Consider the following 25,912-nt stretch of genomic DNA (forward strand, 5'->3'; position numbering starts at 1 on the left):
CCTTGAGAGATCAGAAGTGGTAGAGCTGCTGGAGCGGCGCCCGGTCGACCGGCGGCATCGTCAGCAGTTCGCCGTGGTACCGGGTCTGGCCGGTCCTCGGGTCGACGACGACAGGTCCGGTACCGCCGTGATGAGCCATCGACTCGAGGCGGACCTTGCGGCATCCGCGCACCGCCGCGAGCCGACGGCGAGTCGGCACCACAGTGGTACCAGCGGCTGCGGCCGCCGCGTTGACGAAGAGCAGGGACAACTCCGCGGCGGTCGCGCCGTGGCCGCCGAACTGGGCGCCGAGGACGAGCGGCTGCGCGCTGTCGATCGCCGCGTTCGGGTCGCCGGTCACTCCCCAGGCGGGGAAACCGGCCTTGAGGACCAGCTCGGGTTTGGCCGCGAACGAGGACGGGCGCCACAGCACGATGTCCGCCACCTTGCCCGGTTCGAGGCTGCCCACGTGCTGGTCGATGCCGTGCACGCGGGCTGGGTTGATGGTGAGCTTGGCGAGATAGCGCAGTACGCGGGCGTTGTCGTCGCCGAGCGGTTCGCGCGTGGGCCGCAGTACCGACGCCAGCCCGAAGGTGCTGCGCCAGGTCTCGCCGGCGCGGCCCATCCCCTGGGCGTCGGAGGACGTGATCGGGATGACGCCGAGGTCATGCAGCAGGTTCTCGGCGCCCATGGTGGCGCCCCGGACGCGGTCTTCGGCCAAGGCCAGGTCGCCCGGCAGATCGCTGCGCAATCCGTGCACGTGCGCGATCATCGCCCGGTGCTCCGCGATCGCGTCCCGGCCGAAGGGCAGGGTGGGATTGGTCGACGAGGCGAGCACGTGCGGGATGCCGGCCAGGCTCAGTACGTCGGGAGTGTGGCCACCGCCGCAACCCTCGACGTGGTACGCGTGGATCGCCCGGCCGTCGAGCACCGCCAAGGTGTCTGCCACGGTCAGGCCTTCGTTGAGCCCGTCGGTATGGACGGCCACCTGGACGTCGTAGTCCTCGGCCACCGACAGCGCGGTGTCGAGGGTGCGCAGGTGAGCGCCGGTGTCCTCGTGCACCTTGAAGCCGCAGACTCCGCCTTCCATTGCCTCTAGCAACGGATCGCGACGGCTGGAGGAGCCGCGGCCGAGGATGCCGATGTTCAGCGGGTAGTCGTCGAAGGAGCCGTAGCCGGTCCGCAGGATCCAGGCCGAGCCGACCCCGACGCCCCAGAACGGCCCGATCTCCTGGCCGATCACGGTCGTCACACCGGAGGCGAGCTCGGCCTCGCAGACCCGCGGCGAGAGCAGATGGACGTGGGTGTCGATGCCGCCCGGGGTGGCGATCAGGCCCTCGCCCGAGACCACCGCCGTACCGCTTCCGATCACCAGGTCGACGTCGTCCATCGTGTCGGGGTTGCCGGCCTTCCCGGCACCGACGAGCAGGCCGTTCCGGACGCCGAGATTCGTGGCCCGGACACCGAGCACCGGGTCGATCACGAGCACATTGCTGACCACCAGGTCGCAGGACTCCGTCGTCCGGACAGCTCGCATCCCGATTCCGTCGCGACCCGTCTTCCCGAAGCCAAGCAGCACCTCGTCGCGATCGGCGCCGCGGTCGTCACGATCCACCCGGACGACCAGCCCGGTGTCGCCGAGCACCACCCGATCCCCCAGCCCGGGGCCATAGGCACCGGCCCGGGACCGCGCGTCGAACGTCATCCGGTCACCGCCGCTCGGGCCGCTCGGGCCGCCGCCTGTGCTGGATCCGGCGAGGCCGTGCTTTCGGGCCGGTCGCTGTCGAGGAAGCCCCAGTCGCGAGCCCGGCCGACCGCCTGCTCGAACCTCCCCGGTTCGTCCAGCGGTCCGTCGACCAGGCCGGCGAAGCCGATCACTACCCGGTTCCCCCGGATCGGCACGAGCTCCACCCGGACCGGCTCCCCAGGCTCGAACCGCACATGCGTCCCGGCCGGGATGTCGAGGTGCCGCCCGTACGCCGCCGCGCGCGGAAACAGCAACCGGGGATTCGCCTCGAAGAAGTGGAAATGGCTGGTCACCGAGACGACGACCGATGCCGTGTTGACCACCTCGAACGCGACCCGGTCACTGGGCTCGTTCACCGCGGGTTCCGCTGCAGTGACCACCGATCCGGGCATGTCGTCACGCTCCACCACCGGCCCGAACGGCTCACCGACCACGACCAACCGCGACCCGTCGGTGAAAACGGCTTCGACGGCGACGCTGCGGACGATGTAGGGCACCTCAGCCAGTACTTCTTCGGCGGACAGGGTGGATCGGCCGATCTCGACTGCTTCGGCATGGCGGCCGCCACGGCGGGCGACCTCGCACACCTCGTCGGCGATCAGCGCGGTCGCCTCGGGCACGTTCAGCAGCACGCCGTCGGCACGGCGCCGACGGGCCAGTTCGGCTGCCGAGAACAGCAGCAGCCGATCACGTTCGGTAGGGGTGAGACGCATCGCGGGAGTCCTTGTCTGAAGCCTGGCTCGAAGCCTTGACTAAAAATTAAGTCAACCACAAACTAACTCACTATGACCACGTCCACAACGCCTCTGTCAGCTCCGGCCAGTGCCGAACCAGGCCTGGCCCCGAGCTACCCCGCCGAGTTGTCCCACCACGGCCTGACTGCCGTCAGCGCGAGCCCACCCCCGGTGGTGGACCCGCGTTTGCGGCAGTTCCGGATGCCGGCCGAGTGGGAGTTGCACGAGCGCACCCTGATCACCTGGCCGACCCGCCGCGGTCTGTGGGCCGGCGTCTTCGACGATGCGAAACGCGAGTACGCCACGGTGGCGCGGACGATCGCCGACTTCGAGCCGGTCACCGTCGTCGCCTTGCCGGGCATGGGCCAAGAGGTGCTCGACCACTGCGGTACCGCGAACATCGACGTCCTGGAAGCGCCGGTCGACGACTCGTGGATCCGCGACAACGGCCCGCTGGTGGTCCGTGATGCCCAGGGCAACAGACTTGGGGTCGACTTCGCCTTCAACTCGTGGGGACGCAAGTTCCTGCCGTACGACCAAGACGCCGCGCTGACGCCCTTGCTGCTCGACCACCTGGGGATCGAGCGGGTGCCGGTCGATCTGGTCCTGGAAGGCGGCAGCATCAGTGTCGACGGCGCCGGCAACCTGGTCTCCACCGCGCAGTGCCTCTTGCACAGCAACCGCAACGCAGGGCTGTCCCAGGCCGTGGTCGAGGACACTCTCCGCCGCGCTCTCGGGGTGGAAACCGTGCTGCTGCTGCCGTTCGGGCATCTGGACGATCGGCACACCGACGGTCATGTCGACGGCGTCTGCACCTACGTCGCGCCGGGCCGGGTGGTTGCCCAGACCTGCGGTGACACCCGCAACGTCAACCACGAGGCGATGGCCCGCAACCTGCGCTACCTGCGGGACAACACCGACCGGCAGGGCCGGAGCGTCGAGGTGCTCGGGCTGGACCTGTTCTCCTCGTTCGACCTCGCGGGCGTCACCGAGTACGTCTCCTATCCCAACTTCTACGTGGCCAACGGCGTGGTCGTCGTACCGGTCAGCGGAAACGGCGCCGATGACGAGCAAGCCCTGGAGCTGATCGGCTCACAGTTCCCCGATCGGCAGACGATCGGGCTCCCCGGCCGGGTGATCGCGTACGGCGGCGGCGGTCCGCACTGCATCACGATGCAGATCCCGGCCGCGATCGCGAAGACCGGAGAGACGACATGACCCTGCTGGCAGAACGTCCTCCCTCGCGGGGCGGTACCAGCGCCGAGGTCGAGCTGACCGGCCTGGTGAAGCGGTACGCCGGGACAGTTGCCGTCGACAACCTCTCGCTCACGGTGCCGGCCGGCGAGTTCGTCGCGCTGCTCGGGCCCTCCGGCTGTGGCAAGTCCACCACGTTGCGGATGCTGGCGGGTCTGGAGCAGCCGGACCAGGGGCAGGTCTGGTTGTCGGGTGCCGACGTGACCGGCGTACCGGCACACAGGCGCGACATCCACACCGTCTTCCAGTCCTACGCACTGTTCCCGCATCTCGATGTCGCGGACAACATCGCGTTCCCGCTGCGCCAACGCGGAATCGGCCGGGACGAGATCCGCAGCCGGGTCGCCGAAGCGCTGGCGCTGGTCCACCTCCCCGCAATCGGCAACCAAGCCGTTGCGAGCCTGTCAGGTGGTCAGCAGCAACGGATCGCGCTGGCCCGGGCGATCGTCGACCGGCCGGGTGTCCTGCTGCTGGACGAGCCGCTGTCCGCTCTCGACCGCGGCCTGCGTCAGGCCATGCAGGTGGAACTGCGGCTCCTGCAGCAAGACCTCGGAATCACCACCGTGCTCGTGACCCACGACCAGGAAGAGGCACTCAGCCTCGCCGACCGGATCGTGATCATGGCCGACGGCAGGGCCGAACAGATCGGCACGGCCGAACAGGTCTACGACCATCCCGCCAGCCTCTTCGTCGCCAGGTTCGTCGGCGAGCAGAACGAGATCGCCGGAGCCGGCGACGGTCGCGGCCGGGTGGAGCACGCGGATGTCGTGGTGGCAGGCGACCGAAGCATCGGGGCTGGTCCGGCGGTCGCCATGATCCGGCCCGAGCACCTCCGGGTCAGTGACGACCTCGCCGGTGCCGCCGGGGTCAACAGCATCGACGGGATCGTCCGCGGCGTCAGCATCGCCGGCATCTCCAGCGCCGTACTGGTGCACTGCCGTGGGCTGAACCTGCTGGCTCGCATCCCTCGCGACGGCCGGGCACTGCCCCACGTCGGCGACCAGATCCGGTGCTCGTGGGACCCGGCCCAGGTCCGGATGTTCCCCACTCCCGGAGGAGAGTCATGATCATCAAACACAGCCGCCGGTACGCCGCTCTGCTGTCGGCCGCCCTGGCGATGGGCGGGATCGCCGCCTGCGGATCGGCGGGCGACTCGGCGGTCTCCGCGCCGTCGGCGTCGTACCCGACCGCGCTGGAGAAGGGCTCCACGCTGACGATCTACTCGTGGGCGGACTACATCTCCGCCACGAACATCGCGAAGTTCGAGAAGGAGACCGGTGTCGAGGTCAAGGTCGACGCCTACGCGTCCGCCGAGGAGGCAGTCGCGAAGCTGCGCCTGACCAAGGGCACCAGTGGTTACGACCTGGTCGTGATGGACGGCTCCTACGTACCGCAGCTGGCCCAGGGCAAGGCGCTGCTTCCCTGGGACAAGAACCGGCTGCCGGGGATCGCCGGCTTGTCCCCCACCTTCGTCGGCAAGTCCTGGGACCCCACCAACACCTACGCGATCCCGAAGTCGGGCGGTTCGACCGGCTATGTGTGGGACAGCTCGATCGTCAAGACTCCGCCGTCCTCGTGGAACGACTTCTACGACGCGTTCGCCGACCCCGCGGTCAAGGGCCGTACCTCGGTGATCGACGGTGCGCCCTCCTTCGTCGGCTCCTACTTCTGGGGCAACGGCATCTCCGACCAGACCACCGAACCCGCCGACTACGAGGCTGCTCAGCAGTACTACGAGTCGAAGGTCATGCAGCACCTCAAGGCGTTCAACTCCTATCCCCGCGCGGACCTCGCCTCCGGCGACCTCGTCCTCGCCCAGGCCTTCACCGGCGACGCCCGTGGCGCGCTGATGGACGGGCCGAAGACCCTGCGGTTCGCCCTCGGCTCACCCAAGACCGATCTGTACGTCGACCATTGGGTTCTGCCCGAAGGGTCGAAGAACACCGCCGCCGCGCACGCGTTCGTCGCCTTCCTGCTCAAGCCTGACAACGCCGCCAACGAAACCGAGTTCCACGGCTACTACACCGGAGTCCAGGCCTCCCGGGCCTACCTGGCCGACAACCTCCCGTTCAAGGAGATCGTCTTCTTCGACGAAGGCGTGCCCCCGGACCGCTTCGAACCGGCCGAGGTCACCCCGGCCCGGAAGCTGGCGGTCTCCACCTTCCAGCGGCTCAAGGCGGTGGGATCGCGGTGAGTGCGCAGTTGTCCGTCAAGCATCCCCCGGCCGCCGGCGTGCGCACGGAGCGCCGACCGCACCTGCCCCGATCGCCGCTCAAGGTCCGCGGTCTGGTCCCGTCACTGCCGGCCTTCGCGTGGCTGTGTCTGTTCTTCCTGCTGCCAGGCGCCTTGGTGGCCGTCTTCAGTTTCGGCGAGTCGACGTTCTTCGGCACCAGCCCTGTCGACCTGGCCTCGCCGACCCTGGACCGGTACGGCGAAGCCGCCAGCGACACGTTCCGGATCGTCTTCCAGAACACACTTCAGCTGTCGATCGTCGGTACCGCGATCTGCCTGTTGGTGGCCTTCCCGATGGCCTACCTCATCACCACCCGGCTGACCGGAGCCTGGAAGTACGCCGCGATCGCCGCGATCGTCATTCCGTACTGGATGCCGTTCCTGCTCCGCACGTACTCCTGGCGGATCCTGCTCGGTGACCACGGGCCGCTCACCGGCCTGTTCGGCGTCAACGGATTCGGCGTACTGGACACCCTCGCCGGTGCCCAACTCGGTGTCGTCTACAACTACCTGCCACTCGCTGTCCTGCCGATCGCGGTGGCACTCGACCGGCTTGATCCAGCTCTTCGGCGGGCCGGCCGCGATCTGGGCGCCAGCCCGTGGCGGGTGTTCTGGCAGGTCACGCTGCCGGCCGCCCGGCCGGGTGTGATCAGTGCGGCGTTGCTGGTGTTCATCCCGCTGATGGGCGACTACGTGACGCCATCGGTGCTCGGCGGCGTCAAAGCGTCCGTGGTCGGCTCGCTGGTCAACAGTTCCTTCCTCGAGAGCCAGGACTGGGCGCTCGGCGCGGCCGCCGCCGTACTTCTGATCGCGTTGGTGCTCGTCGTCCTGAGCTGTGCCGCCCTGCTGCTCCGGGTCACGACCGCGATCGCCCGGATCGTTCGCCCACTCGATCTGGCCGCTCGTTTCCGCCGCACCTCGGGTTCCGCCTTCGACTTGTGGGGTCCGGCGCTTCGCATCTTCGGTGTCGCGGTGTGCGTCTTCCTCTGGCTGCCGATCCTCACGATCGCGGTCTACTCCTTCAACGGCGGCCGGACCCTGCCGGTCTGGTCGGGTTTCAGCACCCACTGGTACGCCGCCATCGGCGAGAACTCCGCACTCGTCGACGCGATCGGTGTCTCGTTGCGGGTCGCCGCCCTGTCGACGCTGATCGCCGTGCTCGTCGGAACGCTGGCAGGCGCCGCACTCGCCCGCGCTTCCCGGCCGTTGCGGTGGAGCCTGCTCAGCCTGTTGCTGGTCGTCTTCATCACGCCCGAGATCGTCTCCGCGATCGGGCTCCTGCTGCTGTACGTCGGGGCCGGACCGACGCTCGCGAACGGAACCATCCGGCTGGTGATCGCGCACTCCGTCGTCGCGATCTCGATCGTCGCCTTCGTCGTACAGGCCCGGCTCGCGAGTCTCGACCCGCGACTGTCCGACGCGGCGGCCGACCTCGGCGCTGCACCGCCGGCAGTCTTCCGGCAGGTCACCGCACCGCTGGCCGCCCCCGCTGTCATCGCTGCCGCCGTCTTGGCCTCGACCGCTTCGCTCGACGATGTCGTCGCCTCCAGCATGCTCGGCACCGTCGGGACGACCACGCTGCCGGTCTTCGTCTACTCGACGCTGCGCAATGGCCTGCGCGGAGACGCTGCGGCCGCCTCCGTGGTGATGATGCTGGGGATCGCGCTCGGCGTCGTGCTGATCGGACTGATCCTTCGTCGCAAGGGCCAGGCCAAGTCCTTCACCGACGGGCTGGTGGGCCGATGACAGCGAACCGCAAACCCGGGACAACTAGAATCGGCACCGTGACCGACCGCCGCGCTCAGCTCCTGCAGGCCACCATCGCCGTCATCGCCCGTCGTGGCGTCCGCGGAATGCGAGTCCAGGAGGTGGCTGCCGACGCGGGCGTGTCGGTGACTCTGCTGTACCACTACTTCGGCAGTCGCGAGGGTCTGCTCGAGGCGGCGCTGGTCGCGGTCAGCGATCAGGCCGGGCGCTATGCCGCCCGAGCCGCGGAGGGCGCCACGTCCGCGCGGGCCGAGCTGGTCGCGAGGCTGGTGGGCGAGCTAGTCGGCACCGAGGAGATCCAGATCAACTCGGCGGCCTGGGGCGAACTGCGCTGGGCCTCGGTGTTCGACGAGCGGCTGCGGCCCGCGGTCCACAAGCTCACCGCGGAGTGGGTCGACGAGATCGCCGAGCTGGTCGAACGCGTGCGCGCCGAGGAAGGCGGCACCGGCACGGTCGATGCCAGCGCCGTGGCCGAGCGGCTGGTCGCGCTCGTCGAGGGTCTGTCCGGCCGCTGGCTCACCGGCGCGGTGCCGCCCGAGCATCTGCAGGAGCTGCTGGCCGACGCGATCAAGATCGAGCTGCCGCTGCCCTGACGGGCTCGAGCGCAGCCGGCCGGAAATGGTGCCATGGGCAATCTTCTCCGGTACTGCCGGCCTGCCCTGAAACGGGCCAAGGGCAACATTTCGGAACACTGCGGCGGAGCTCTTGACACCACCTCGGGGCGAGCGCACAGTGGCCGCAAAACTTGGACGCCAGCCAAGTTTTTGCCGTTCGCGGCCATCGATCTGAGAGGAATTGAGGATGACCCAAGTGGAGAGTGGAGCCCCGCCGGCCGTCAGTACCGGCGGGCTTTCGCGCCGGCAGTTCGTGGTCCGGACGAGTCTCGCGGCCGCCGGACTCGCGGTGGCGGGCGGTGGCCTGCGGGCAATCAGTACCCGCGGTCCGGCGTACGCCGCCCTGCCGTACAAGGTCCCAGGCGAGGAGGCCCTGGTCCGGCGGACCTGGATGGCGTGGCCGTCCAGTACGTCGATCTGGGGCAACCTGCTCGGTGGGATCCAGACCGACATCGCCAAACTGGCCAACGAGATCGTCAAGTACAACCCGGTGGTGTTGTGCGCCGACGGCTCGTCCAACGCCACTGTCGCCCGCAGCCGGGTCGGCGCCGCGGTCACGGTGATCGGTTCGATCCCGGTCAACGACTGCTGGATCCGCGACACCGGCCCGATCTTCCGGCTCGACGGCGCGGGTGGGATGGACGCGTTCGGCCTGAACTTCAACGGCTGGGGCAACGAGCAGACGCACGCCAAGGACAGCCTCGTCGCGCAGAACATCGCGACCTACGACGGCATCGCGATGACCAAGGCCACCGTGACCGGCGAGGGTGGCGGCGTGATCTACGACGGCGACGGCACCCTGATGGCCAACAAGAGCTCCTGGCTCGACTCGGCCCGCAACCCCGGCAAGACGCTGGCCCAGATCGAGGCGGAGCTGCTCGCGCAGTACGGCGCCGGCAAGATGATCTGGGGCGAGGGCGTCTCGAACCAGGACATCACCGACGACCACATCGACAGCACCGTCATGTTCGTCCGGCCGGGCGTCGTGATCGTGCAACTCGCCAGCCCGTCCCGCCCGACGAGCGTCTGGTCCCGGGACGCGATCGCCACCAGAAACCTGTTGCTGACGGCAAAGGACGCCAAGGGCCGCAGCTTCCAGGTGATCACGATCTACGGACCGTCGACGCTGCCGCGGATCCCCAGTTCACAGTGGTCGACGTTCTTCGACGGCTATCTCAACTGTGCAGTGACCAACTCGGCGATCATCACGGCACAGTTCGGCGACGCCACGGCTGACGCGGCGGCCAAGGCGGCGCTCGAGTCGGCCTTCGGCAGGCCGGTCGTGCAGCTCAATCTGGATCGTCTGATGGGCGACGGTGGGGGCGGCGCGCACTGCGTCACCATGAACGAGCCGGTGCCGACTACCGGCGGCCCGACTCCTACTCTCACCCCGACGCCGACGCCAACTCCCACTGGGCCGACCATCACGGCAGACCAGACCACGGTACGCCGCGGAGCCCAGATCAAGGCCATCGTGACGAACGGTCCCGGCAACCCCCGGGACTGGGTCGGCCTGTACCTGGCAAGCGCCAGCAACTCAGCCGGCGGTATCGACGAGAGGTACTTGAACGGCCAGTACTCCCCGCCCTCCACAGGACTCACGTCAGCCACGATCACCTTCACCGCCCCTGGCGCCACGGGCGCGTACAACTTCCGCTTCTTCGCCAACGACGGCTACACCCGCCTGGCCGCCTCCCAGACCTTCACCGTCACCTGACCCCACGCCGTCAACCAGGCCAGCCACAGGCCAGCGAAACCTGCGCAAAACTGTTCCCATAGCCCCTTGAATGCGCACTTGTGGAGCTATACCGTCTCGAGGGCTATGCCGACGAACTGCTGGAGGAGATCTCGTGTCGTACTCACGTCGGGACCTGTTGCGTACCAGTGCCGGGGTCGCAACGGTCGCGGCCGGGGCAGGGCTGCTGTCAGCCGAGCCGGCCGTCGCGACGACTGAACAGTTCCCCAAGTCCTCGGGATCGGTCCGGGTGATGACCTGGAACATCTACAAGGGCGGACACGGCATCGGCGAGGGCAATCTGCCCCACTTGCTCGATCAACTGGTCCGCCTGCGGCCCGACATCTACCTAGCGGTCGAGACGTACGGCTCAGGTGAGGCGATCCGGCGAGCGTTGTCGCGCGGCGCGGGCCACGGATCGTACAGCGCTGTGCAGATCACCGACCGGCCGCCAGGCCGCGACAACCTGTGGATCTTCACGCACCTGCCGATCGTCCACGTGTATCCCAAGCCGACGGGCGGGCAGACCATCACCGACTTCAACCTCGGAGGCATCCGGGTCCGGCTGGCGGCCGGCGAGCAACTGAACGCGTTCGTCACCTGGATCAACTACACCGACCCATGGGTCGGCTACCTGATGGACGAGAACGCGGCCGGGATCCGGGCCGGCCTCGAGCCACGCCACCGCGTCGACGAGGTGATCAAGGCCGATCAACGCCAGACCGTCCAGCTACAGGAGATCGTCGACCAGCACCTGCCGGCCATGCTGGCGGGAAACACCGACCCCGTGGTGATCGGCGGCGACCTCAACACCGTGCCCGCCGACGACTGGAGTACGGCGTGGGCCGGCTCGGCCAACCACTTCGGCATCAGCTACCCGTTCACCGGCACGAAGGTCCTCACCGACGCGGGGTTCACCGACACGTTCCGCCAGGCGCATCCCGACGCGGCTGCCGAGGAGGGCCGGACCTGGTCGCCGCTACCGACCGAACGCCTGATCACGCCCCAGCGGATCGACATGATCTTCACCAAAGGTCCACTCCGGGTCGAGCGAGCCGCGATCGTCGACCAGCGCCTGCGGCACCACGGTCCGGGCACCTTCTACTCCGACCACGCCGCCGTGACCACGGACCTCCGCGTCGAACCTCAGCCCTGATCCGAGGGCCGATTGATCACTTGTCTGTTGAGGACATCGTGGCGCTCGATCCCGCCGCTGAGGTTGATGTTCGACCCACGCGACATCGCGGAGATCCGGATCTTCCACCGTTACGGTTCCTGTGCCGGGCGATCTGCCCGGAGCCGGCAGACCGGACAGTCAGCCTCAAAGACATCACCGCCGCCCGCGACAATGGCCGGCGCCAGCTGCGCGGAAGTCAGCCACTCGCGTTTTGTGGACCGAGGTGATTCCCGCGGAGGCGGCCGGACTTGATGACAAGGCGGAGGTTTTCGCGGAACTTCTCCAGGTCCGCCAGGTCGCCGTCGAGTACGACGAGGTCCGCGACGTGGCCCGGGGCGATCCGGCCGACGTCGGCCAGGCCGAGTAGGTCCGCTGCCGATGACGTTGCCGCCAGCAACGCTTCCTGTGGGCTGAGGCCGGCGCGGACCAGCCACGCCAGCTCAGCCGGGCTCGAACCGTGAGCGAACACTCCGGAGTCGGTGCCCATCGCTATCCGTACGCCGGCTTGGTGGGCGCGGGCGACCGCGTCGAGGTGGGTGGCCGCGATCGACCTCGCCTTCCTTTCGATCTCCGGGGTGACGTTCATGCCCGCGTCGATGGCTTCTACAAGGGAGGCCGGGGCCATCAGCGTGGGCACCAGCCAGGCATCATGCTCGAGGAACAGTTCGATGCACTCCTCGTCCAGGAAGACTCCGTGCTCGATCGAGCGCACACCGGCCCGCAGGGCCTGCCGGATCCCCGAGGCGCCGTGCGCGTGAGCCATCACCGGCAGGCCGGCCGCGGCCGCCTCCTCCACGCACACCGCGAGTTCGGCGTACGAGAACTGCGGATGCCGTGGGTCGTCGCGAGTGGACATCACGCCGCCCGAGGCGCACACCTTGATCACGTCGGCGCCGGCCCGGATCAGCTCACGGACCCGCTTGCGCATCGCATCCACGCCGTCGACCACGCAGTCCGGCCGACCAGGGTGCGGTACCAGGAGCCGCTGCAGGTCCCCGTGCACGTTCCAGCCGTCGACGTGGCCGCCGGTCTGGCTCAGGACGCTCACCGCGATCTGCATCCGTGGGCCGTCGACGATCCCGCTCTCGACGGCGGTCTTCACCCCGAGATCCGCACCACCGGCGTCCCGCACGGTGGTGACGCCGCTGTCGAGCAGCCGGCCGAGGTTGACCGACGCCTCGAAGAACTCCATCGAGAACGGCCGCGCCTGCACCCGGGCCAGGTCCATGCCGTCGAACACCGTGTGCACGTGGCAGTCGATGAGCCCCGGAGCCACCAGTGCACCGTCGATGGCGACGACCTCGTCGCCGGCCAGACCTGGACCAATTTCGACGATCCGGTCCCCCTCGATCGCGATATCGGCGACGTACGGCGGTGCGCCGGTCCCGTCGAAGACCCGGCCACCGCGCAGTACGAGCCGGCTCATCTGGCGAACTCCTCGACCGGGCGATAGTCCATCTCGTAACCGAATCGGCGGGGCCCGGCCAGTTCGATCCCGGCCGCGGTGCGCCAGTGCGGATCGGCCGGCAACCCGATCACTGCGACGCGGTAGCCGTACCGGATCTCCTCTGCCGGGATCGGCTCACCGGTGTCGAGCTCCATCGCCATGATCAGGTCGGGGCTGGTGGCCACCACGACACCGTCGCGCTCGGCGGCGAGGTTCTCGTTCTGGAAGTGGACAGTCATCGTGCGATCGCGATCACCCTCGAGTCCGCTCAGGTGTGCCCGGCCGATCGTCCACCCGCGCTCGTTGCGGCGCTCCACCTCCTCCACCTTGCCGGTGAACAGCAGGACGCCACCCTGCTTGGCGATCACCGCGTCGACCGGTGAGGTATGTGCGGCTCTGGCTTCCCGGATTGATCGGCCGAGATCCTGCGCCAGCGTGAGCGCACCACGCACCAGTCGCTGCTTGGCCTCCGCGCCGGTCATAGGGTAGAGCGCCATCGCCGCGTTCGCCCCGCTGGCCAGCACCGCGGCCCTGGCGAACGCCTCGCCCCACGAGTTGCTCGCCGACTCTAGGAACATCGTGTTGCCGTGCTCGTCGACCATCACGAAGGGGGTCGCCGACCCGCCGTACAGCGTCGGAGTCACCATCTCCAGGTGCGGGAACGCCCGGCCCATGCCGTCGGCGTCGACGACCGGCAGACCACGGGCGGCCGCGGTGGCGAACGGCGTGACGGCGTTCAGGCCACCGGCCTCGGCGGGGCAGACGAAGTCGTACTTCGTACCGGTGAACCGCTCCAGCTCCCCCAGCACCCGCTCGTACTCCGCGGCGCGGGGCAGCTTCTCGATCAGTACGCCGGGCGCGCCGATGCCCGCGATGAAAACCAGGTTCGCCGTGTCCGGGACCTCGTCTACGTCGGCCAGTTGTACCGGCCCGAACCGCCGGATGGCGTCCCGGGCCAGCAGCATCCCTACATACGGGTCGCCACCGCCACCGGATCCGAGGACGGTGGAGCCGAGGGTGATGTCGTTCAGCGCTTCCTCGTCGACGATGCGCATGGTCAGTTCCCTTCCGGGGTCGTGGTGGCGAAAGGCCCGGCGGCCTTCACCCGGACATGAACGGCCGAGCCGCCACCGAGGTGGGTCAGGGGTACGTCGTCGGCGTCGACGATGCGCACCTGGTCGGGGTCCGCGCCGGCTTCGACGGCTCGCGCGATCGCCTCCGCTCGCGCTTCGGCGAGAACGCCCGCCCGGGTGGTCTCCAGCAGGTTGTACACCCGGTCGACCTCGCCGCCCGCTTCGGCGAACGCGGCGCCCACGGCGTTCGCTACACCGGCGTGTTCGGGAATCACCAGACCGGTCAGCCCCGGGGCGACGGCCAGCAGCGGAGCACCGCCGCCGACCACGATCACTGGGGTGTCGCTGGCCTGCAGTTTGGCCTTCTCGACCGCCTGCGACACCCGATCCGCGGCCACCTCCAGCGCCCGCCGTACCGTCGCCGGGTCGAGGCCGGCCACCAGGCCCGGGTCACCCATCGGTGTCGCGCCCGCCGCGACAGCGACATCGCTGAACGTCAGCGTGCTGCCGCCGAAGACGCGGGCCTCGGTCGTGATGCGATAGCCGACGCTTTCCGGGCCGACCGTGCCGCCGTCCTCGGACACCACGGTGCCGCCACCGAGCGCCATGGACAGTACGTCGGGGATCCGGAAGTTGCTCCGTACCCCGGCCAGGCTCATCGCCACCGTGGACTCGCGCGGGAACCCGTGCTGCAGAAGTCCCACGTCACAGGTGGTCCCGCCGACGTCGACGACGACGGCGTTCTCGATCCCGGTGAGCAGCGCCGCACCACGCATCGAGTTGGTCGGACCGGAAGCGATGGTGAAGATCGGGAACTGGCGCGCTCGCTCCAGCGTCATCACCGTGCCGTCGTTCTGCGACAGCAGGATCGGCGCCCGGATCCCGGCCTGGGCGACCACCTGCTCGAGACCGTCGATGACCCGGGCAGCCAGCCCGAGCAGGGACGCGTTCAGGATGGTCGCGTTCTCGCGTTCCAGCAGGCCGACCCGCCCGACCCGGGAGGACCGGGTGACGGTGATGCCGGGCAGTTCGTCCAGCAGCAACCGCTCGGCGGCCAGCTCCGGCTCGGGGTTCACGGTCGAGAAGACCGAGCTGAGCGCGACGTGCCGTACGCCGGACTCGGCGATCTGCTTGGCGATCGCGCGCAGGCCGACCTCGTCGAACTCGCCCAGCGGCGCGCCGTCGAACTGGGCACCACCCGCGCAGACATGGAACCGGTCCCCGACCACGGACTTCAGGTGGCCGGGCCAGTCGAGCATCGGCAGCAGGCTCTGCGGCGGCGTAGCCAGCCGGACGACCGCGACCTGCTCCAGGCCGCGGGCCTGCGCGATCGCGTTGATGAAGTGCGTGGTGCCGATGAAGACCGACGACACGTCGTCGACGTCGACCTCGCGCAGTACATCGGTCAGGGCGCCGAGGATGCCGATCGTGACATCCTCGGTGGTGGGCGTCTTGGTGGCGGCGACGACCGCACGGCCGTCGAGGACGACGGCGTCGGTGTTGGTTCCACCGACATCGATACCGATCCGGACAGGCATGGTGATTTCACTCCTTCTGCGGGCCGCGCGGCGGCCGGTCAGGGGTCGGGTGGTGACGGCGTCAGACCTCGCGGCGGGCGCGATCGATGCCTACGGCAACGAGCAGGACCACGCCCTGCACCGCGCCGATCCAGAACTGCGGCATCCCGCTGAGCAGCAGGATGTTGGAAAGGACCACGAGGAAGAGCAGTCCCAGCAGGGTGCCGGCCAGGGTGCCCTGACCGCCGGAGAACCGGGTGCCGCCGAGCAGCACCGCGGTCAGTGCGAAGAACTCGTTGCCCAGTCCCGCGGTCGGGTCCGCGGCGCCGAGGGTGCCGACCAGCAGCAGGCCGGCGACACCGGCACAGAGCGCGCAGATCCCGTAGCAGGCCATGGTCACGCGATCGACGTGCACGCCGGCGAGGCGTGCGGCCTCCCGATTGCTGCCCACGGCGTACACGTTCCGGCCGAACACCGTGCGGTTCAGCAGCACCCACAGCACCGCGAACACGCCGGCCGCGATCAGGACCGGCACGCGGATCCCCAGCACGGATCCGTTGGCGAGCAGGTCGAGGGCCGGGCTGTACACGGGCTTGCTCGAACCGTCGAGCACGACCCGCAGCAGACTGGGCAGGATAGTGAAGCTCGCGAGGGTGACGATGAAGAAGTTCATCTTCGCCTTCGCGATCAGCACACCGTGCACGAACAGGCCGATCGCCAGCGCCGCGGCGAGGCAGCAGACGATCACCACGCCGTCCGGCAACCGCCAGCCGACGAGCAGGAACACCAGCCCGCCGACGAAGCCCTGCATCGCGCCGGTGGACAGGTCGAAGCCGACCTGCAGTACGACGAACGTCTGGCCGAGCGCCATGATCAGCACCGCGGCGTACGTCGCGAGCTGCACCATCAGGTACGGGCCGCTGCGGAGCTGGGAGAGGAACGGCATCGCCCCGAGGAACATCACGACGACGACGGCGAGGAACAGTCCTTGCTGCCGCACGGTTCCCGACAGCGCGCGCCGGCCGGGTTCGGCGGCAGCCGCCGGGTTGGCGCTGGTGGTGGTGAGGGTCATGACTGTGATTCCTCCACGTCCGATCCGAGCGAGGCCGCGAGAACCTCGTCCTGCGTGACGTCACCGACCGGGCGGTCGAGGACGATCCGGCCGTCGCGCAGGACGACGACGCGGTCTGAGATCTCGAACAGCTCGTCGAACTCGCTGCACACCGCCACCACCGCGCTCCCCGCGGCCGCGGCCTCGGCGAGTGCGGCGTGGATGGCGGCGCGCGCCGAGGCGTCCACTCCCTGCGTCGGCTCGTCGGCCACCACGAGCCGGGCTCCCCGGGCCAGCGCACGACCGACGACCAGCTTCTGCTGGTTGCCCCCGGACAGCAGTGCCGCCGGGCGCTCCGGCTCGGCTGGCCGGACCTCGAACCGCTCGATGAGTGCGGTACTCGCCGCACGTTCGGCGGCTCGCCGGCGGAACGGCCCCCAGCGGACTCCAGCGTCGTCGCGTCCCACGAGCAGGTTGGCCGACACCGGCAGGTTGGCGAGGATTCCCGTCTGCTGCCGGTCCTCGGGGATGTAGGCGACACCAGCAGTCTGGGCCGAGCGGATGTCACCGAGCCGCAATGGCCGGCCCTCGACGGTCACCTCGCCCGCGGCGGCCGGCCAGGCCCCCGCGAGAACCGATGCCAGCCTGGACCGACCACTGCCACTCTGCCCGGCGACGCCGACGATCTCGCCGCTGTGCGCGACCAGATGGTCGACCGCGAGACCTCGCCAGCCCCGGAGCCCGCGAGCCTCGAGCACCACGTGCCCCAGGTCGGGCCGATGGCGAGCCTGGTCGGGCCGCTCTGCCGCCGACAGCAACTGGACGACGTGCTGCTCGGTGCCCGGACCGACTGCTCCGGTGTGGCTGACTTTCCCGTTCCGCAGTACGACGACGTCGTCGGCCAGCTCCAGCACGTCACGCAGCCGGTGCGAGACGATCGCGACCGTGCCCCCGGCCCCGACGAACCGCCGGATGAGCGCGTGCAGCATCTCGACCCCGTTCTCGTCCAGGACGGCGGTGGGCTCGTCGAGCATCAGCACCTCGGGGTGCCGCGCCATCGCGGCAGCGAGCTGGACCAGCTGCCTCGCGGACTTGCTCAGGGTGGCGGTGGGCACGTTCAGTACCGAGTCGGGCAGCAGCCCGGCGAGATGCCGTGCCGCGTAAGCGCGAGCCGCCCGGTCCGCCAGGAAGGGGCCGCGTCGCGCCTCGGGCCGCCCAAGGGCGATGTTCTGCCAGACCGGCAGGTGGCCGGCCACGGTCGGCTCCTGCGGGACAAGGACGATTCCCGCCCGTTGGGCCGCGGCCAGGCCCTTCACGAGCGCCCGGCCCGGGCCGGCGACTGTCCCGCTGGTCGGGTGGACTACCCCGCAAACCACCCGGAGCAAGGTTGTCTTGCCCGATCCGTTGGCGCCGACGACCGCGGTGACCACACCCCGGCGGATCGTCAGGTCGACGTCGTCGAGTGCGACGGTGGCGCCGTACGTCATCGTCACGCCGCGGACCACGACCGCGGGATCCGATCCCTTTGCCTGATGCATCACGGACTCCCGGCCTCAGAAGGTGGACGGGATCTCGACGTAGTTCAGTCGTTTGGTCCAGGGCACGTAGTCGGCGACGTTGTCCTTGGTATAGATCCGGCCGAGCGGCGCCTGGACGATCGCGTTGTCGAGTTTCTCGCCGGTCAGTGCGCGCTGCACGAGTCCGCCCATCGCCTTGCCGTACGCCAGCCCGTCGAGGTCGTAGCTGAGCGCGAGCTGCCCGGACTTCACCTGCGCGATGGTCGTGTCCTCACCGGCCATGGTGGCGATCCGGACCTTGCCCGCGAGGCCGGCCTGCTTGGCCGCGGCGATCGCACCGATCGCGGAGGCGGAGTTGTAGACGACCAGCGCGTCCAGGTCGGGATGTTTCTGGAAGATCGCCTGTGCGACCCGCTGGGCCTCCGGGGCGTCGTCCTTGAGGTTGCGCTGGTTGTTCGGGCTGCCGACCAGCGTGAGCCCGCCCGCCTTCAGTCCCTTCACCGCACCGCGGACGGCAGCCTCGATGTTGTCGGTGGGGATGCCGGACAGCACCGTGGCGGTCCCCGATCCACCGGCCGACTCGGCCAGCGCCTTCCCAGTGGCCGCGCCGCGCGCCTCGTCGGGAAAGGCCACTTTGCCGGTGACGTCCAGACCACCGAGCGCCTGGAACGTGAAGATCGGGATGCCGGCCTTGCGGGCGGCGGCGACACCCGGCCGGATCGCGTTCGCGTCGAGCGGGAACGTCACGATCGCGTCGACATGCTGGGCGATCCCTTCGTTGATCCGCTGGCTGCCCGCGGCGAGATCGATCTGGTTCTGCGCATTGAGCTGGAAGACCCGCACCATCGACGCCCCAGCGGCATTCAGCTCCGCGGCGAGGCCTTGGGCCAGTCCGTCGAGCAGTGCGTTGCCCGGTACGCCGTCGACGTACAGGACCCGCTTGCCGGACAGTGGCCCGGCGGTGTCGACCTGGGCCTGCTTCAGGTCGGTGCCGCCTTCCTGTCCCGCGGAGCCGGTCGATCCGGTGGCGCATGCCGTGAGCGAGAGCGCGGCGAGGCCGCCCGTGACCAGGGCGGAGAGGATTCGCTTCATCTGGATCTCCGTGTCGAGGTAGGAACGAAGGGCCGCTGCAGTGGACGGGCGGGGCGCGGCACGGTGTGCGGTGCATCACAGCAGGACCGGCACCCGTACGTCATTGGGCGCTCGGCACACCGCGCCCGTCAGCACCGGGCAACTCGCCCGGTCAGCCGCTCGCGAACAAGAGGGCCGGTCGAGGTGCAGACGAGGGATCGACCATTGGCCGAGACTGGGAAGCCCAGACGGGCACCCGTGCGGAACGCCCGGATTGGGGAGGGATTCCGGGCATACTGCCCACTGACCCGGGACACAGCCGGACCTAGCGTCGGGAAGTATTCCAGCCCCACCTTGGGAGGTCCCCATGGACAACGCCACCGAGCACGACGACTTCGCGCTCAGCCGGGTCCCCGACGACCGCCGCTATCACTGGTTCTCGATCGCGGTTCAGCGCTTCGGGATGCTCAGCTCACTGGCCAGCTTCCTGATCGGCGCCACCCTCGGCTTCGGGATGTCGTTCTGGAACGCGGTGCTGGCCATCACGTTCGGCGCGGTCGTCCTCGAAGTACTCACGATCTTCACCGGCATCGCCGGCCAGCGCGAGGGACTGTCCACCTCGGTCCTGGCCCGCTGGACCGGGTTCGGCCGGGCCGGCTCCTCGCTGATCGGCCTCGCCATCAGCATCTCAGCGATCGGCTGGTTCGGCATCCAGAACGCGGTGTCGGCACGCGGCCTGAGCAGCCTCCTCGGCGGGCTGCCGACCTGGGGCTGGGCGCTGCTGTTCGGCCTGGTGGTGACCGTCATCGTGGTGTTCGGGTTCGGCTCGATGGCCTGGACGGCGTACGTGACCGTGCCGGCGTTCCTGGTCCTGGCCGGCTGGTCAATCGTCGTCGAACTGTCCCGCCACGACTTGGGCAGCCTACTCGCGGCCGCGCCCGCCGGTCCCCAACTGTCCCTGCTCCAGGGCACCTCGATCGTCGCTGGTGGCTTCATCGTCGGCGCCGTGATCACCCCCGACATGAGCCGTTTCAACCGCAGCGCCGGCGACGTCGTGAAGCAGACCGTGATCGGCATTTCGCTCGGCGAGTACGTCATCGGCCTGATCGGCGTCCTGCTGGCACTGGCCCTGCGCACGAACGACGTGATCGCGATCGTCACCTCGACGTCCGGCTTCCTCGGCACCCTGGTCATCGTCGCGGCGACGCTCAAGATCAACGACTGGAACCTGTACGCCTCCTCGCTGGGCATCGTGAACTTCGTCGACCAGGTCTTCGGCCGCCGGGTTCACCGCGGCATGGTGACCGTCGTCGTCGGCGTCGCCGGTTCGGTCCTGGGCGCCGCCGGCATCCTCGACAACTTCACCGACTTCCTGGTCCTGCTCGGCGTAGTGTTCCCGCCGATCGCGGGCATCATGGTGGCCGACTACTTCCTCACCCGCACCTGGCGGGCAGACCTCGACGCCAGTCGCGCCCACGGCGCGCTTCCCGCGACCTCACCCACCTGGGTGCCGACCGGCCTGATCGTCTGGGCGGCCGCCGCCGCGGTCGGTCACTTCGTCACCTGGGGCCTGCCGTCGATCAACTCCGTCGTCGTCGCCGTCGTGCTGTACCTCGCTGCCAACGCCCTCGGCCTGGTCCGCGGCGTTGGGCGATCCAGCACCCAGCCTCACCTCGTCCCCCACCCCTCGTCCGCGCCCTCCCGGGCCAGCTGACACCGAAGGAAGCAGAACCCATGTTGCGACTAGGCATCGACGTCGGCGGCACGAACACCGACGCGGTCCTCATCGACGGAAGCCAGGTGGTGGCTGCCACCAAGGCCCCGACCACACCCGACGTCACCGGCGGGATCGTCACCGCGATCCAGGACCTGGGATCGAGCACTGGCTTCGACCCGGCGCAGGTCGCGGCGGTGATGATCGGTACCACCCACTTCATCAACGCCCTGGTCGAGGCCGATCGGCTCGCNCCNACCGCGGCGATCCGGTTCGGGCTGCCCGCGACCAGCGCGTTACCGCCCCTGGTGGACTGGCCCGAGCGCCTGCGCGGCGCGATCGGCGGACACAGCTACCTGTGCCACGGCGGCCACGAGTACGACGGCAGCCGGATCGACGAGTTCGACGAGCAGGAGTTCCGGGCGATCCTCGACAAGGCCGTCCAGGCCGGCGCGCGGTCGTTCGCGATCTCGTCCGTCTTCTCCCCTGTCAACGCCGAGTTCGAGCAGCGGGCGGCCATGATCATCGCCGAGGAACTGCCGGGCCGGCCGATCAGCCTGTCCCACGAGATCGGCCGGATGGGCCTCCTCGGCCGGGAGAACGCCACGATCATCAACGCTGCCTTGCGCGAGCTCGCCGATCAGGTCACCACCGGACTGGCACGCAGTGTCGCCGACGCCGGAATCTCCGCGCCGGTGTTCCTGAGCCAGAACGACGGCACCCTGATGGACATCGACTACGCGCGCCGCTATCCCGTCGCCACCTTCGCCTCCGGCCCGACCAACTCGATGCGCGGAGCCGCGTTCCTGTCCGGCCGGCTCGAATGCGCGGTGGTCGACGTCGGCGGCACCACCACCGATGTCGGCGTCCTCCAGCACGGCTTCCCGCGGGAGGCGTCCACCGACGTGGCCGTCGCCGACGTCCAGACCAACTTCCGGATGCCGGACGTCCTGTCGGTCGGTATCGGCGGCGGCAGCCTGGTCACCGGCGATTCCGGCGCACCGTCGGTGGGACCGAGCAGCGTCGGTTACCGGTTGACCGAGCGCGCCTTGGTGTTCGGTGGCGACACGCTGACCGCGACCGACCTGGCCGTGGCCGCCGGCCTGACCGAGATCGGGGACCCCGGCCGCGTGGCTCGGCTGGACCGGGCCTTCGTCCGGGCCGCGCTCGACCAGGTCGCCGGCCGGATGGCGGAAGTGGTCGACCGGATGCGGATCTCGGCCGAGCCGATACCCGTCGTCGCCGTGGGCGGCGGCTCGATCCTGGTCCCCGACCAGCTCGCCGGAGCCTCCACGGTGGTCCGTCCCGAGCACTACGCGGTCGCCAACGCGATCGGCGCCGCCATCGCCGAGGTGGGCGGCGAGGTCGACCGGGTCTTCTCGGTCGCCCCGAACCAGCGCGATGCCGTACTCGACGAGGCGCGCCAGGAAGCGCTCGACCGGACCGTCGCCGCCGGCGCCAAGCCGGGCACGGTACGGATCGTCGACGTCGAGGAGGTGCCGCTCGCCTATCTGCCGGGCAACGCCACCCGGATCCGGATCAAGGCAGTCGGAGAGCTCAGCCTGGGAGGCGACGATGCGTGAGGTGAAGGTCGAAGACCTGAAGGACATGGCGCGGGGCGCCGCGGTGCTCGGCACCGGCGGCGGCGGAGACCCCTACGTCGGCCGGCTGCTGGCCCAGGAGGCGATCCGCCGGCACGGCCCCGTCAGCCTGGTCGACCCCGGCGAACTGCCGGACGACGCGGTCGTCATCCCCACCGCCTTCATGGGCGCCCCGACGGTGATGCTGGAGAAGCTGCCCTCCGGCAAGGAGCTCACCGCCGCCCTGCAGGCCCTCGAGAAGCTGATCGGAACTCGGGCCACGCACACGGTGTCGATCGAGGCCGGCGGGCTCAACTCGATGATCCCGATCGCGACCGCGGCCGAGCTGGGACTGCCGCTGGTGGACGCCGATGGCATGGGCCGGGCGTTCCCCGAGCTCCAGATGCTGCTGCCGACGCTGGGCGGGATCGCGGCCACCCCGATGGCGCTGGCCGACGAGCGCGGCAACAGCATCGGCCTGCGCACCGTCGACAACGCGTGGGCAGAACGCTTCGCCCGGTCGGCGACGATCGAGATGGGGTGCAGCTCGGCGGTCAGCCTGTACGTGCTGACCGGCCGTCAGCTCAAGGACTTCATGGTGCACGGCACCATCACCTTGTGCCGGCGGATCGGCGCGGCGATCCGGGAGGCGAGCGAGAGCCACACCGACCCGGTGGCCGCGGCGGCCGCCACCCTGGGCGGGCGGCAGGTGTTCCAGGGCAAGCTCGTCGACGTCCGGCGCGGCACCTCCGGCGGCTTCGCCCGCGGCACCGCGGTACTCGAAGGCCTCGGGATGGACCTGGGCGCCCGGATGGAGATCGCCTTCCAGAACGAGAACCTGGTCGCCCAGCGCGGTGACGAGGTGGTCGCCAGCGTGCCCGACCTGATCTGCGTCCTGGACACCGACACCGGTGAGCCGGTCACCACGGAGACGTTGCGGTACGGCCTGCGGGTTAGCGTGCTCGTCGCGCCGTGCGACCCGCGCTGGCGCAGCCCGGAGGGCCTCCAGCTGGCCGGTCCGGCGTACTTCGGCTACGACCACGCGTACGTACCGGTCTGATCCTGCCATCATCGAGGAGTGACCATCGACCCGTCCGACGACGTGCTCCCGCGGATCCGCGCGGAGCACGTCGACGCGCTCGCTGCCGGCGCCGTCCTGCTGGGTTCGGGAGGGGGCGGCGACGTATCCGTCGGCCGTCAACTGCTGCGCGGCCTGCTCCGCGACCGGTCCATCGAAATGCTGCCGGCGTCCGTGCTCGCCCCGGACACGCTGGTGGTCCACGTGGGCGTCGTCGGCGGACCTGATGTGATCTCCGAGCGACTGGTCGACCCGGGCGACCTCGCACTCGCGGCGCAGGCCGTGGTCGGCCACCTAGGCGGACGGCTCGGCGCGGTCGGGGTGATCGAGATCGGTGGCCTCAACGGGCTGATGGGCGTACTCGCCGCGGCTCGGTTGGGAGTGCCGGTCGTCGACGGAGACCTGATGGGCCGGGCTTTCCCGCTGATCGACCAGACCACCTTGGCCGTGGCCGGACATCCGATGACGCCGATGGCCCTGGTGTCACCGGCCGGCGACACCGTGCTGGTGGCCACAGGGTCGGCCCGGACGACGCAGGCACTCCTCACCTCGACGGCCGTGGCCATGGGCGGCGCCGCGGCCGTGGCGCTCTACCCGACGACCGCGGCCGTGCTCAACCAGGTCGGCGTCCACGGCAGCCTGTCGGCCTGCCTCGCTCTCGGTACGGCGTACCTCGATCCGCGAGCGGTCGACGTACGGACCATGATCGATCTGCTCGGCGGGAGGCTGCTCTTCGACGGCCGGGTCGACGAGATCCGGCCGCGACGCGGCGGCGAACTCGGCTGCGTCACCCTCGGTGACCCCGTCACCGGGGCGACGGCCCGCGTCGACCACAAGGACGAGTTCCTCGCGGTCAGCTGCGACGGTGCGACCGTGACCGCGACCCCGGATGTCGTAGTCGCGCTGGACCCGAGCAACCACACACCGCTGCGAACCGACCAACTCCGGGTCGGCCAGCCGCTGGTGGTGTTCGCGCTGCCGCCGCTGCACGACTGGCCGGCCGAGGCTGCGCCGGTCGTCGGTCTCGCCCGGTTCGGCCTCGACCTGGAGGTGACCCGGTGACCGGTCCACCGCGGATCGCGGACCTGCTGCTGGACCCGGTGCTGCAGGGTGTGCGGGTGGTCGCCGGCGCTTCGGGCACCGAGTCCGTGGTGGACGACGTGCACTGGTTCGCGGGTGATCTCGAGGGGGTGGAAGGCACTCTAGTCATCTGTGCCGAGAGCCACGTGAGCCCGCCGTACCGGCTGGACGCGTTGGTCCGGCGAGCCCAGCAGGCCGGAGCGGTAGGTCTGTTGATCGTCGCCGGTTCGGTCCACCCGCTGCTGTCGAGCATCCGCCTGGCCGACCGGCTGCGGATCCCCGTGCTATGGCTGGAGAACACGGACCCGGTGCGCCTGATGCAGGACCTGACCATCCGGGTCCGGGCGCCCGAGCAGGTGAGGGCCCGGACCGTCGAAAGGCTGCTGCGTCAGCTCAGCACCAAGCGCAACGGTTCCGACATCCTCCACGCGGCCGAGTCGGTGTTGTCGGTACGACTGTCTCTGGTGACGTCGGACGGCATCTGCATCCTGGGCGACCCGGTCGACCTCGACCCCGGCCTGCATCTGGACCAGCCGGTACCGCAGCGCTCCGACCATCTACTCGTCCACCCGGTGCTCGACCCCGACGTCAACCGGCTGGCCGCCTGGCTGGCCTGCCCGTTCGATCGCGCGGCCGACTCCCGGCTCGACGTGCTCGCGGTGGGGCTGACTATGACGGAGCCGTTCGTCCGCTCATGGCTTTCCAGCCAGCGCGCCCAGGCGGACCGGGACCAGGTGTTCCAGGCCCAGTTGCTGTCGGAGATCATCACCGGCCGCGACTCGGTCAGCCGCGACGTCGTCGAGGGCGCCGTCTCGCTCGGCTGGCGACTGCAGGACTGGCATGTGGGCCTGCACGTCATCGCCGACAGATCCGCCCTCCCGGCGGAGCGCGACCGGGTGACCAAGCAACTCATCGCAGGCCTCGACCGACAGGGGGTACCCGTCGTGACCGCGGTGAACCGAGGCGACGGCTGGGCGCTCTGGACCAGCACCAACCGCGAGCCAGCACCGGAGCACGCACGCCGGCTGCTCCGTGCGGTGCGGGTGGTCAGCGCCGCGCTGCCGCACGACTGTGGGATCGTGGCCGGGATCGGCAGGCCGCACCGTGGCCCGAGCGGTCTCGCCGACACGTTGTCAGAGGCAAGGGATGCCGCCGACCTCGCTCGCAGCCATGACTTCCGGCCGGCGGTCGAACACTCCGACGAGCTGGGGGTGGCCCGGCTGCTGGCCACCTGGCAGCGGTCCGACGTGACCCGGGCCTTCGCCGAGTCGGCACTGGCTCCGCTGCGGGACTCGACCACGCTCCTGACCACACTGCGGGCCTACCTGGAGAGCGGCGGGTCCGTCATCCTCACCGCACAGGTGTTAAAAGTGCACCGCAACACCGTCACGATTCGCGTGCAGCAGGTGCGCGAGCGGCTCGGCATCGACCTCGACGACCCCAGCCAGCGGCTCGCCCTGCAGGTAGCCTGCCGGGCGCTGGGAGTGTGACGTGGCCTACTGCACAAGTCGGGCCCGGCGACCAAGCGTTGTGCACATACCGCCC

At 69.7% G+C, this 25,912-nt stretch carries 20 protein-coding genes; 12 read left to right on the forward strand and 8 right to left on the reverse strand.

What is annotated here, in order from left to right; translation table 11 throughout:
• Positions 1-10 precede the first annotated feature (10 nt).
• On the reverse strand, positions 11-1,684 hold the full coding sequence (locus tag A3ES_RS0137895; RefSeq protein ID WP_020392060.1) for an urease subunit alpha: 1,674 nt from the start codon (positions 1,682-1,684) through the stop codon (positions 11-13).
• Positions 1,681-2,439: an urease subunit gamma gene (gene ureA / locus A3ES_RS0137900; RefSeq protein ID WP_020392061.1), complete on the reverse strand. Its 759-nt coding sequence runs from the start codon at positions 2,437-2,439 to the stop codon at positions 1,681-1,683. The genes A3ES_RS0137895 and ureA overlap by 4 nt, the downstream gene beginning before the upstream one ends.
• A gap of 72 nt (positions 2,440-2,511) precedes the next feature.
• On the opposite strand from ureA, the gene A3ES_RS0137905 reads away from it, so the two are divergent.
• The 7 genes from A3ES_RS0137905 to A3ES_RS0137935 all read left to right on the forward strand — a co-directional run bounded on the left by A3ES_RS0137905 (position 2,512) and on the right by A3ES_RS0137935 (position 11,218).
• A complete protein-coding gene (locus A3ES_RS0137905; RefSeq protein ID WP_202806678.1) occupies positions 2,512-3,678 on the forward strand; it encodes an agmatine deiminase family protein in 1,167 nt (388 codons plus the stop codon).
• Positions 3,675-4,781: an ABC transporter ATP-binding protein gene (locus tag A3ES_RS0137910; protein ID WP_020392063.1), complete on the forward strand. Its 1,107-nt coding sequence runs from the start codon at positions 3,675-3,677 to the stop codon at positions 4,779-4,781. The genes A3ES_RS0137905 and A3ES_RS0137910 overlap by 4 nt, the downstream gene beginning before the upstream one ends.
• Positions 4,778-5,908 (forward strand): polyamine ABC transporter substrate-binding protein, encoded by a 1,131-nt coding sequence (locus tag A3ES_RS0137915; RefSeq protein ID WP_020392064.1) that lies wholly within the window; start codon positions 4,778-4,780, stop codon positions 5,906-5,908. The genes A3ES_RS0137910 and A3ES_RS0137915 overlap by 4 nt, the downstream gene beginning before the upstream one ends.
• On the forward strand, positions 5,905-7,692 hold the full coding sequence (locus A3ES_RS49875) for an ABC transporter permease subunit (RefSeq protein ID WP_020392065.1): 1,788 nt from the start codon (positions 5,905-5,907) through the stop codon (positions 7,690-7,692). Before A3ES_RS0137915 ends, A3ES_RS49875 begins: the two co-directional genes overlap by 4 nt.
• Before the next feature lie 38 nt (positions 7,693-7,730).
• Positions 7,731-8,306 carry a TetR/AcrR family transcriptional regulator gene (locus A3ES_RS0137925; RefSeq protein ID WP_020392066.1) on the forward strand — a complete coding sequence of 192 codons (576 nt, stop codon included), beginning with the start codon at positions 7,731-7,733 and terminating at the stop codon, positions 8,304-8,306.
• Between the two features lie 208 nt (positions 8,307-8,514).
• Positions 8,515-10,044, forward strand: a complete 1,530-nt coding sequence (locus A3ES_RS49880; RefSeq protein WP_020392067.1) for an agmatine deiminase family protein — start codon at positions 8,515-8,517, stop codon at positions 10,042-10,044.
• A gap of 133 nt (positions 10,045-10,177) precedes the next feature.
• Positions 10,178-11,218: an endonuclease/exonuclease/phosphatase family protein gene (locus tag A3ES_RS0137935; protein ID WP_020392068.1), complete on the forward strand. Its 1,041-nt coding sequence runs from the start codon at positions 10,178-10,180 to the stop codon at positions 11,216-11,218.
• Positions 11,219-11,435: 217 nt separating this feature from the next.
• Here A3ES_RS0137935 and A3ES_RS0137945 read toward each other — a convergent pair whose 3' ends face one another.
• From A3ES_RS0137945 to A3ES_RS0137970, 6 genes are all read right to left on the reverse strand, one after another.
• On the reverse strand, positions 11,436-12,665 hold the full coding sequence (locus A3ES_RS0137945; RefSeq protein WP_020392070.1) for a metal-dependent hydrolase family protein: 1,230 nt from the start codon (positions 12,663-12,665) through the stop codon (positions 11,436-11,438).
• Positions 12,662-13,741 carry a DUF917 domain-containing protein gene (locus A3ES_RS0137950; RefSeq protein ID WP_020392071.1) on the reverse strand — a complete coding sequence of 360 codons (1,080 nt, stop codon included), beginning with the start codon at positions 13,739-13,741 and terminating at the stop codon, positions 12,662-12,664. The genes A3ES_RS0137945 and A3ES_RS0137950 overlap by 4 nt, the downstream gene beginning before the upstream one ends.
• Before the next feature lie 2 nt (positions 13,742-13,743).
• Positions 13,744-15,297, reverse strand: a complete 1,554-nt coding sequence (locus A3ES_RS0137955; RefSeq protein WP_020392072.1) for a hydantoinase/oxoprolinase N-terminal domain-containing protein — start codon at positions 15,295-15,297, stop codon at positions 13,744-13,746.
• A 61-nt stretch (positions 15,298-15,358) separates the two neighbouring features.
• Positions 15,359-16,348 carry an ABC transporter permease gene (locus A3ES_RS49885; RefSeq protein WP_020392073.1) on the reverse strand — a complete coding sequence of 330 codons (990 nt, stop codon included), beginning with the start codon at positions 16,346-16,348 and terminating at the stop codon, positions 15,359-15,361.
• Positions 16,345-17,865: an ATP-binding cassette domain-containing protein gene (locus A3ES_RS0137965; protein WP_020392074.1), complete on the reverse strand. Its 1,521-nt coding sequence runs from the start codon at positions 17,863-17,865 to the stop codon at positions 16,345-16,347. The genes A3ES_RS49885 and A3ES_RS0137965 overlap by 4 nt, the downstream gene beginning before the upstream one ends.
• A 15-nt stretch (positions 17,866-17,880) precedes the next feature.
• Positions 17,881-18,936: a sugar ABC transporter substrate-binding protein gene (locus tag A3ES_RS0137970; RefSeq protein WP_020392075.1), complete on the reverse strand. Its 1,056-nt coding sequence runs from the start codon at positions 18,934-18,936 to the stop codon at positions 17,881-17,883.
• 346 nt (positions 18,937-19,282) lie between these two features.
• Here A3ES_RS0137970 and A3ES_RS0137975 point away from each other — a divergent pair, with 346 nt between their 5' ends.
• From A3ES_RS0137975 to A3ES_RS0137995, 5 genes are all read left to right on the forward strand, one after another.
• Positions 19,283-20,629, forward strand: coding sequence for a purine-cytosine permease family protein (locus A3ES_RS0137975; RefSeq protein WP_020392076.1), 1,347 nt, complete (start codon positions 19,283-19,285; stop codon positions 20,627-20,629).
• 20 nt (positions 20,630-20,649) lie between these two features.
• Entirely contained in the window at positions 20,650-22,212 is a 1,563-nt protein-coding gene (locus tag A3ES_RS0137980) for a hydantoinase/oxoprolinase N-terminal domain-containing protein (protein WP_020392077.1), read from the forward strand.
• Complete coding sequence (locus tag A3ES_RS0137985; protein ID WP_020392078.1) at positions 22,205-23,269, forward strand: DUF917 domain-containing protein; 1,065 nt, start codon at positions 22,205-22,207, stop codon at positions 23,267-23,269. The genes A3ES_RS0137980 and A3ES_RS0137985 overlap by 8 nt, the downstream gene beginning before the upstream one ends.
• A gap of 18 nt (positions 23,270-23,287) precedes the next feature.
• Positions 23,288-24,349: a DUF917 domain-containing protein gene (locus A3ES_RS0137990; protein WP_020392079.1), complete on the forward strand. Its 1,062-nt coding sequence runs from the start codon at positions 23,288-23,290 to the stop codon at positions 24,347-24,349.
• Positions 24,346-25,857, forward strand: coding sequence for a helix-turn-helix domain-containing protein (locus A3ES_RS0137995; RefSeq protein ID WP_020392080.1), 1,512 nt, complete (start codon positions 24,346-24,348; stop codon positions 25,855-25,857). Before A3ES_RS0137990 ends, A3ES_RS0137995 begins: the two co-directional genes overlap by 4 nt.
• Positions 25,858-25,912: the final 55 nt, after the last annotated feature.

Source organism: Kribbella catacumbae DSM 19601 (assembly GCF_000372465.1).
In the GTDB taxonomy this organism is placed as follows: Bacteria; Actinomycetota; Actinomycetes; order Propionibacteriales; family Kribbellaceae; genus Kribbella; species Kribbella catacumbae.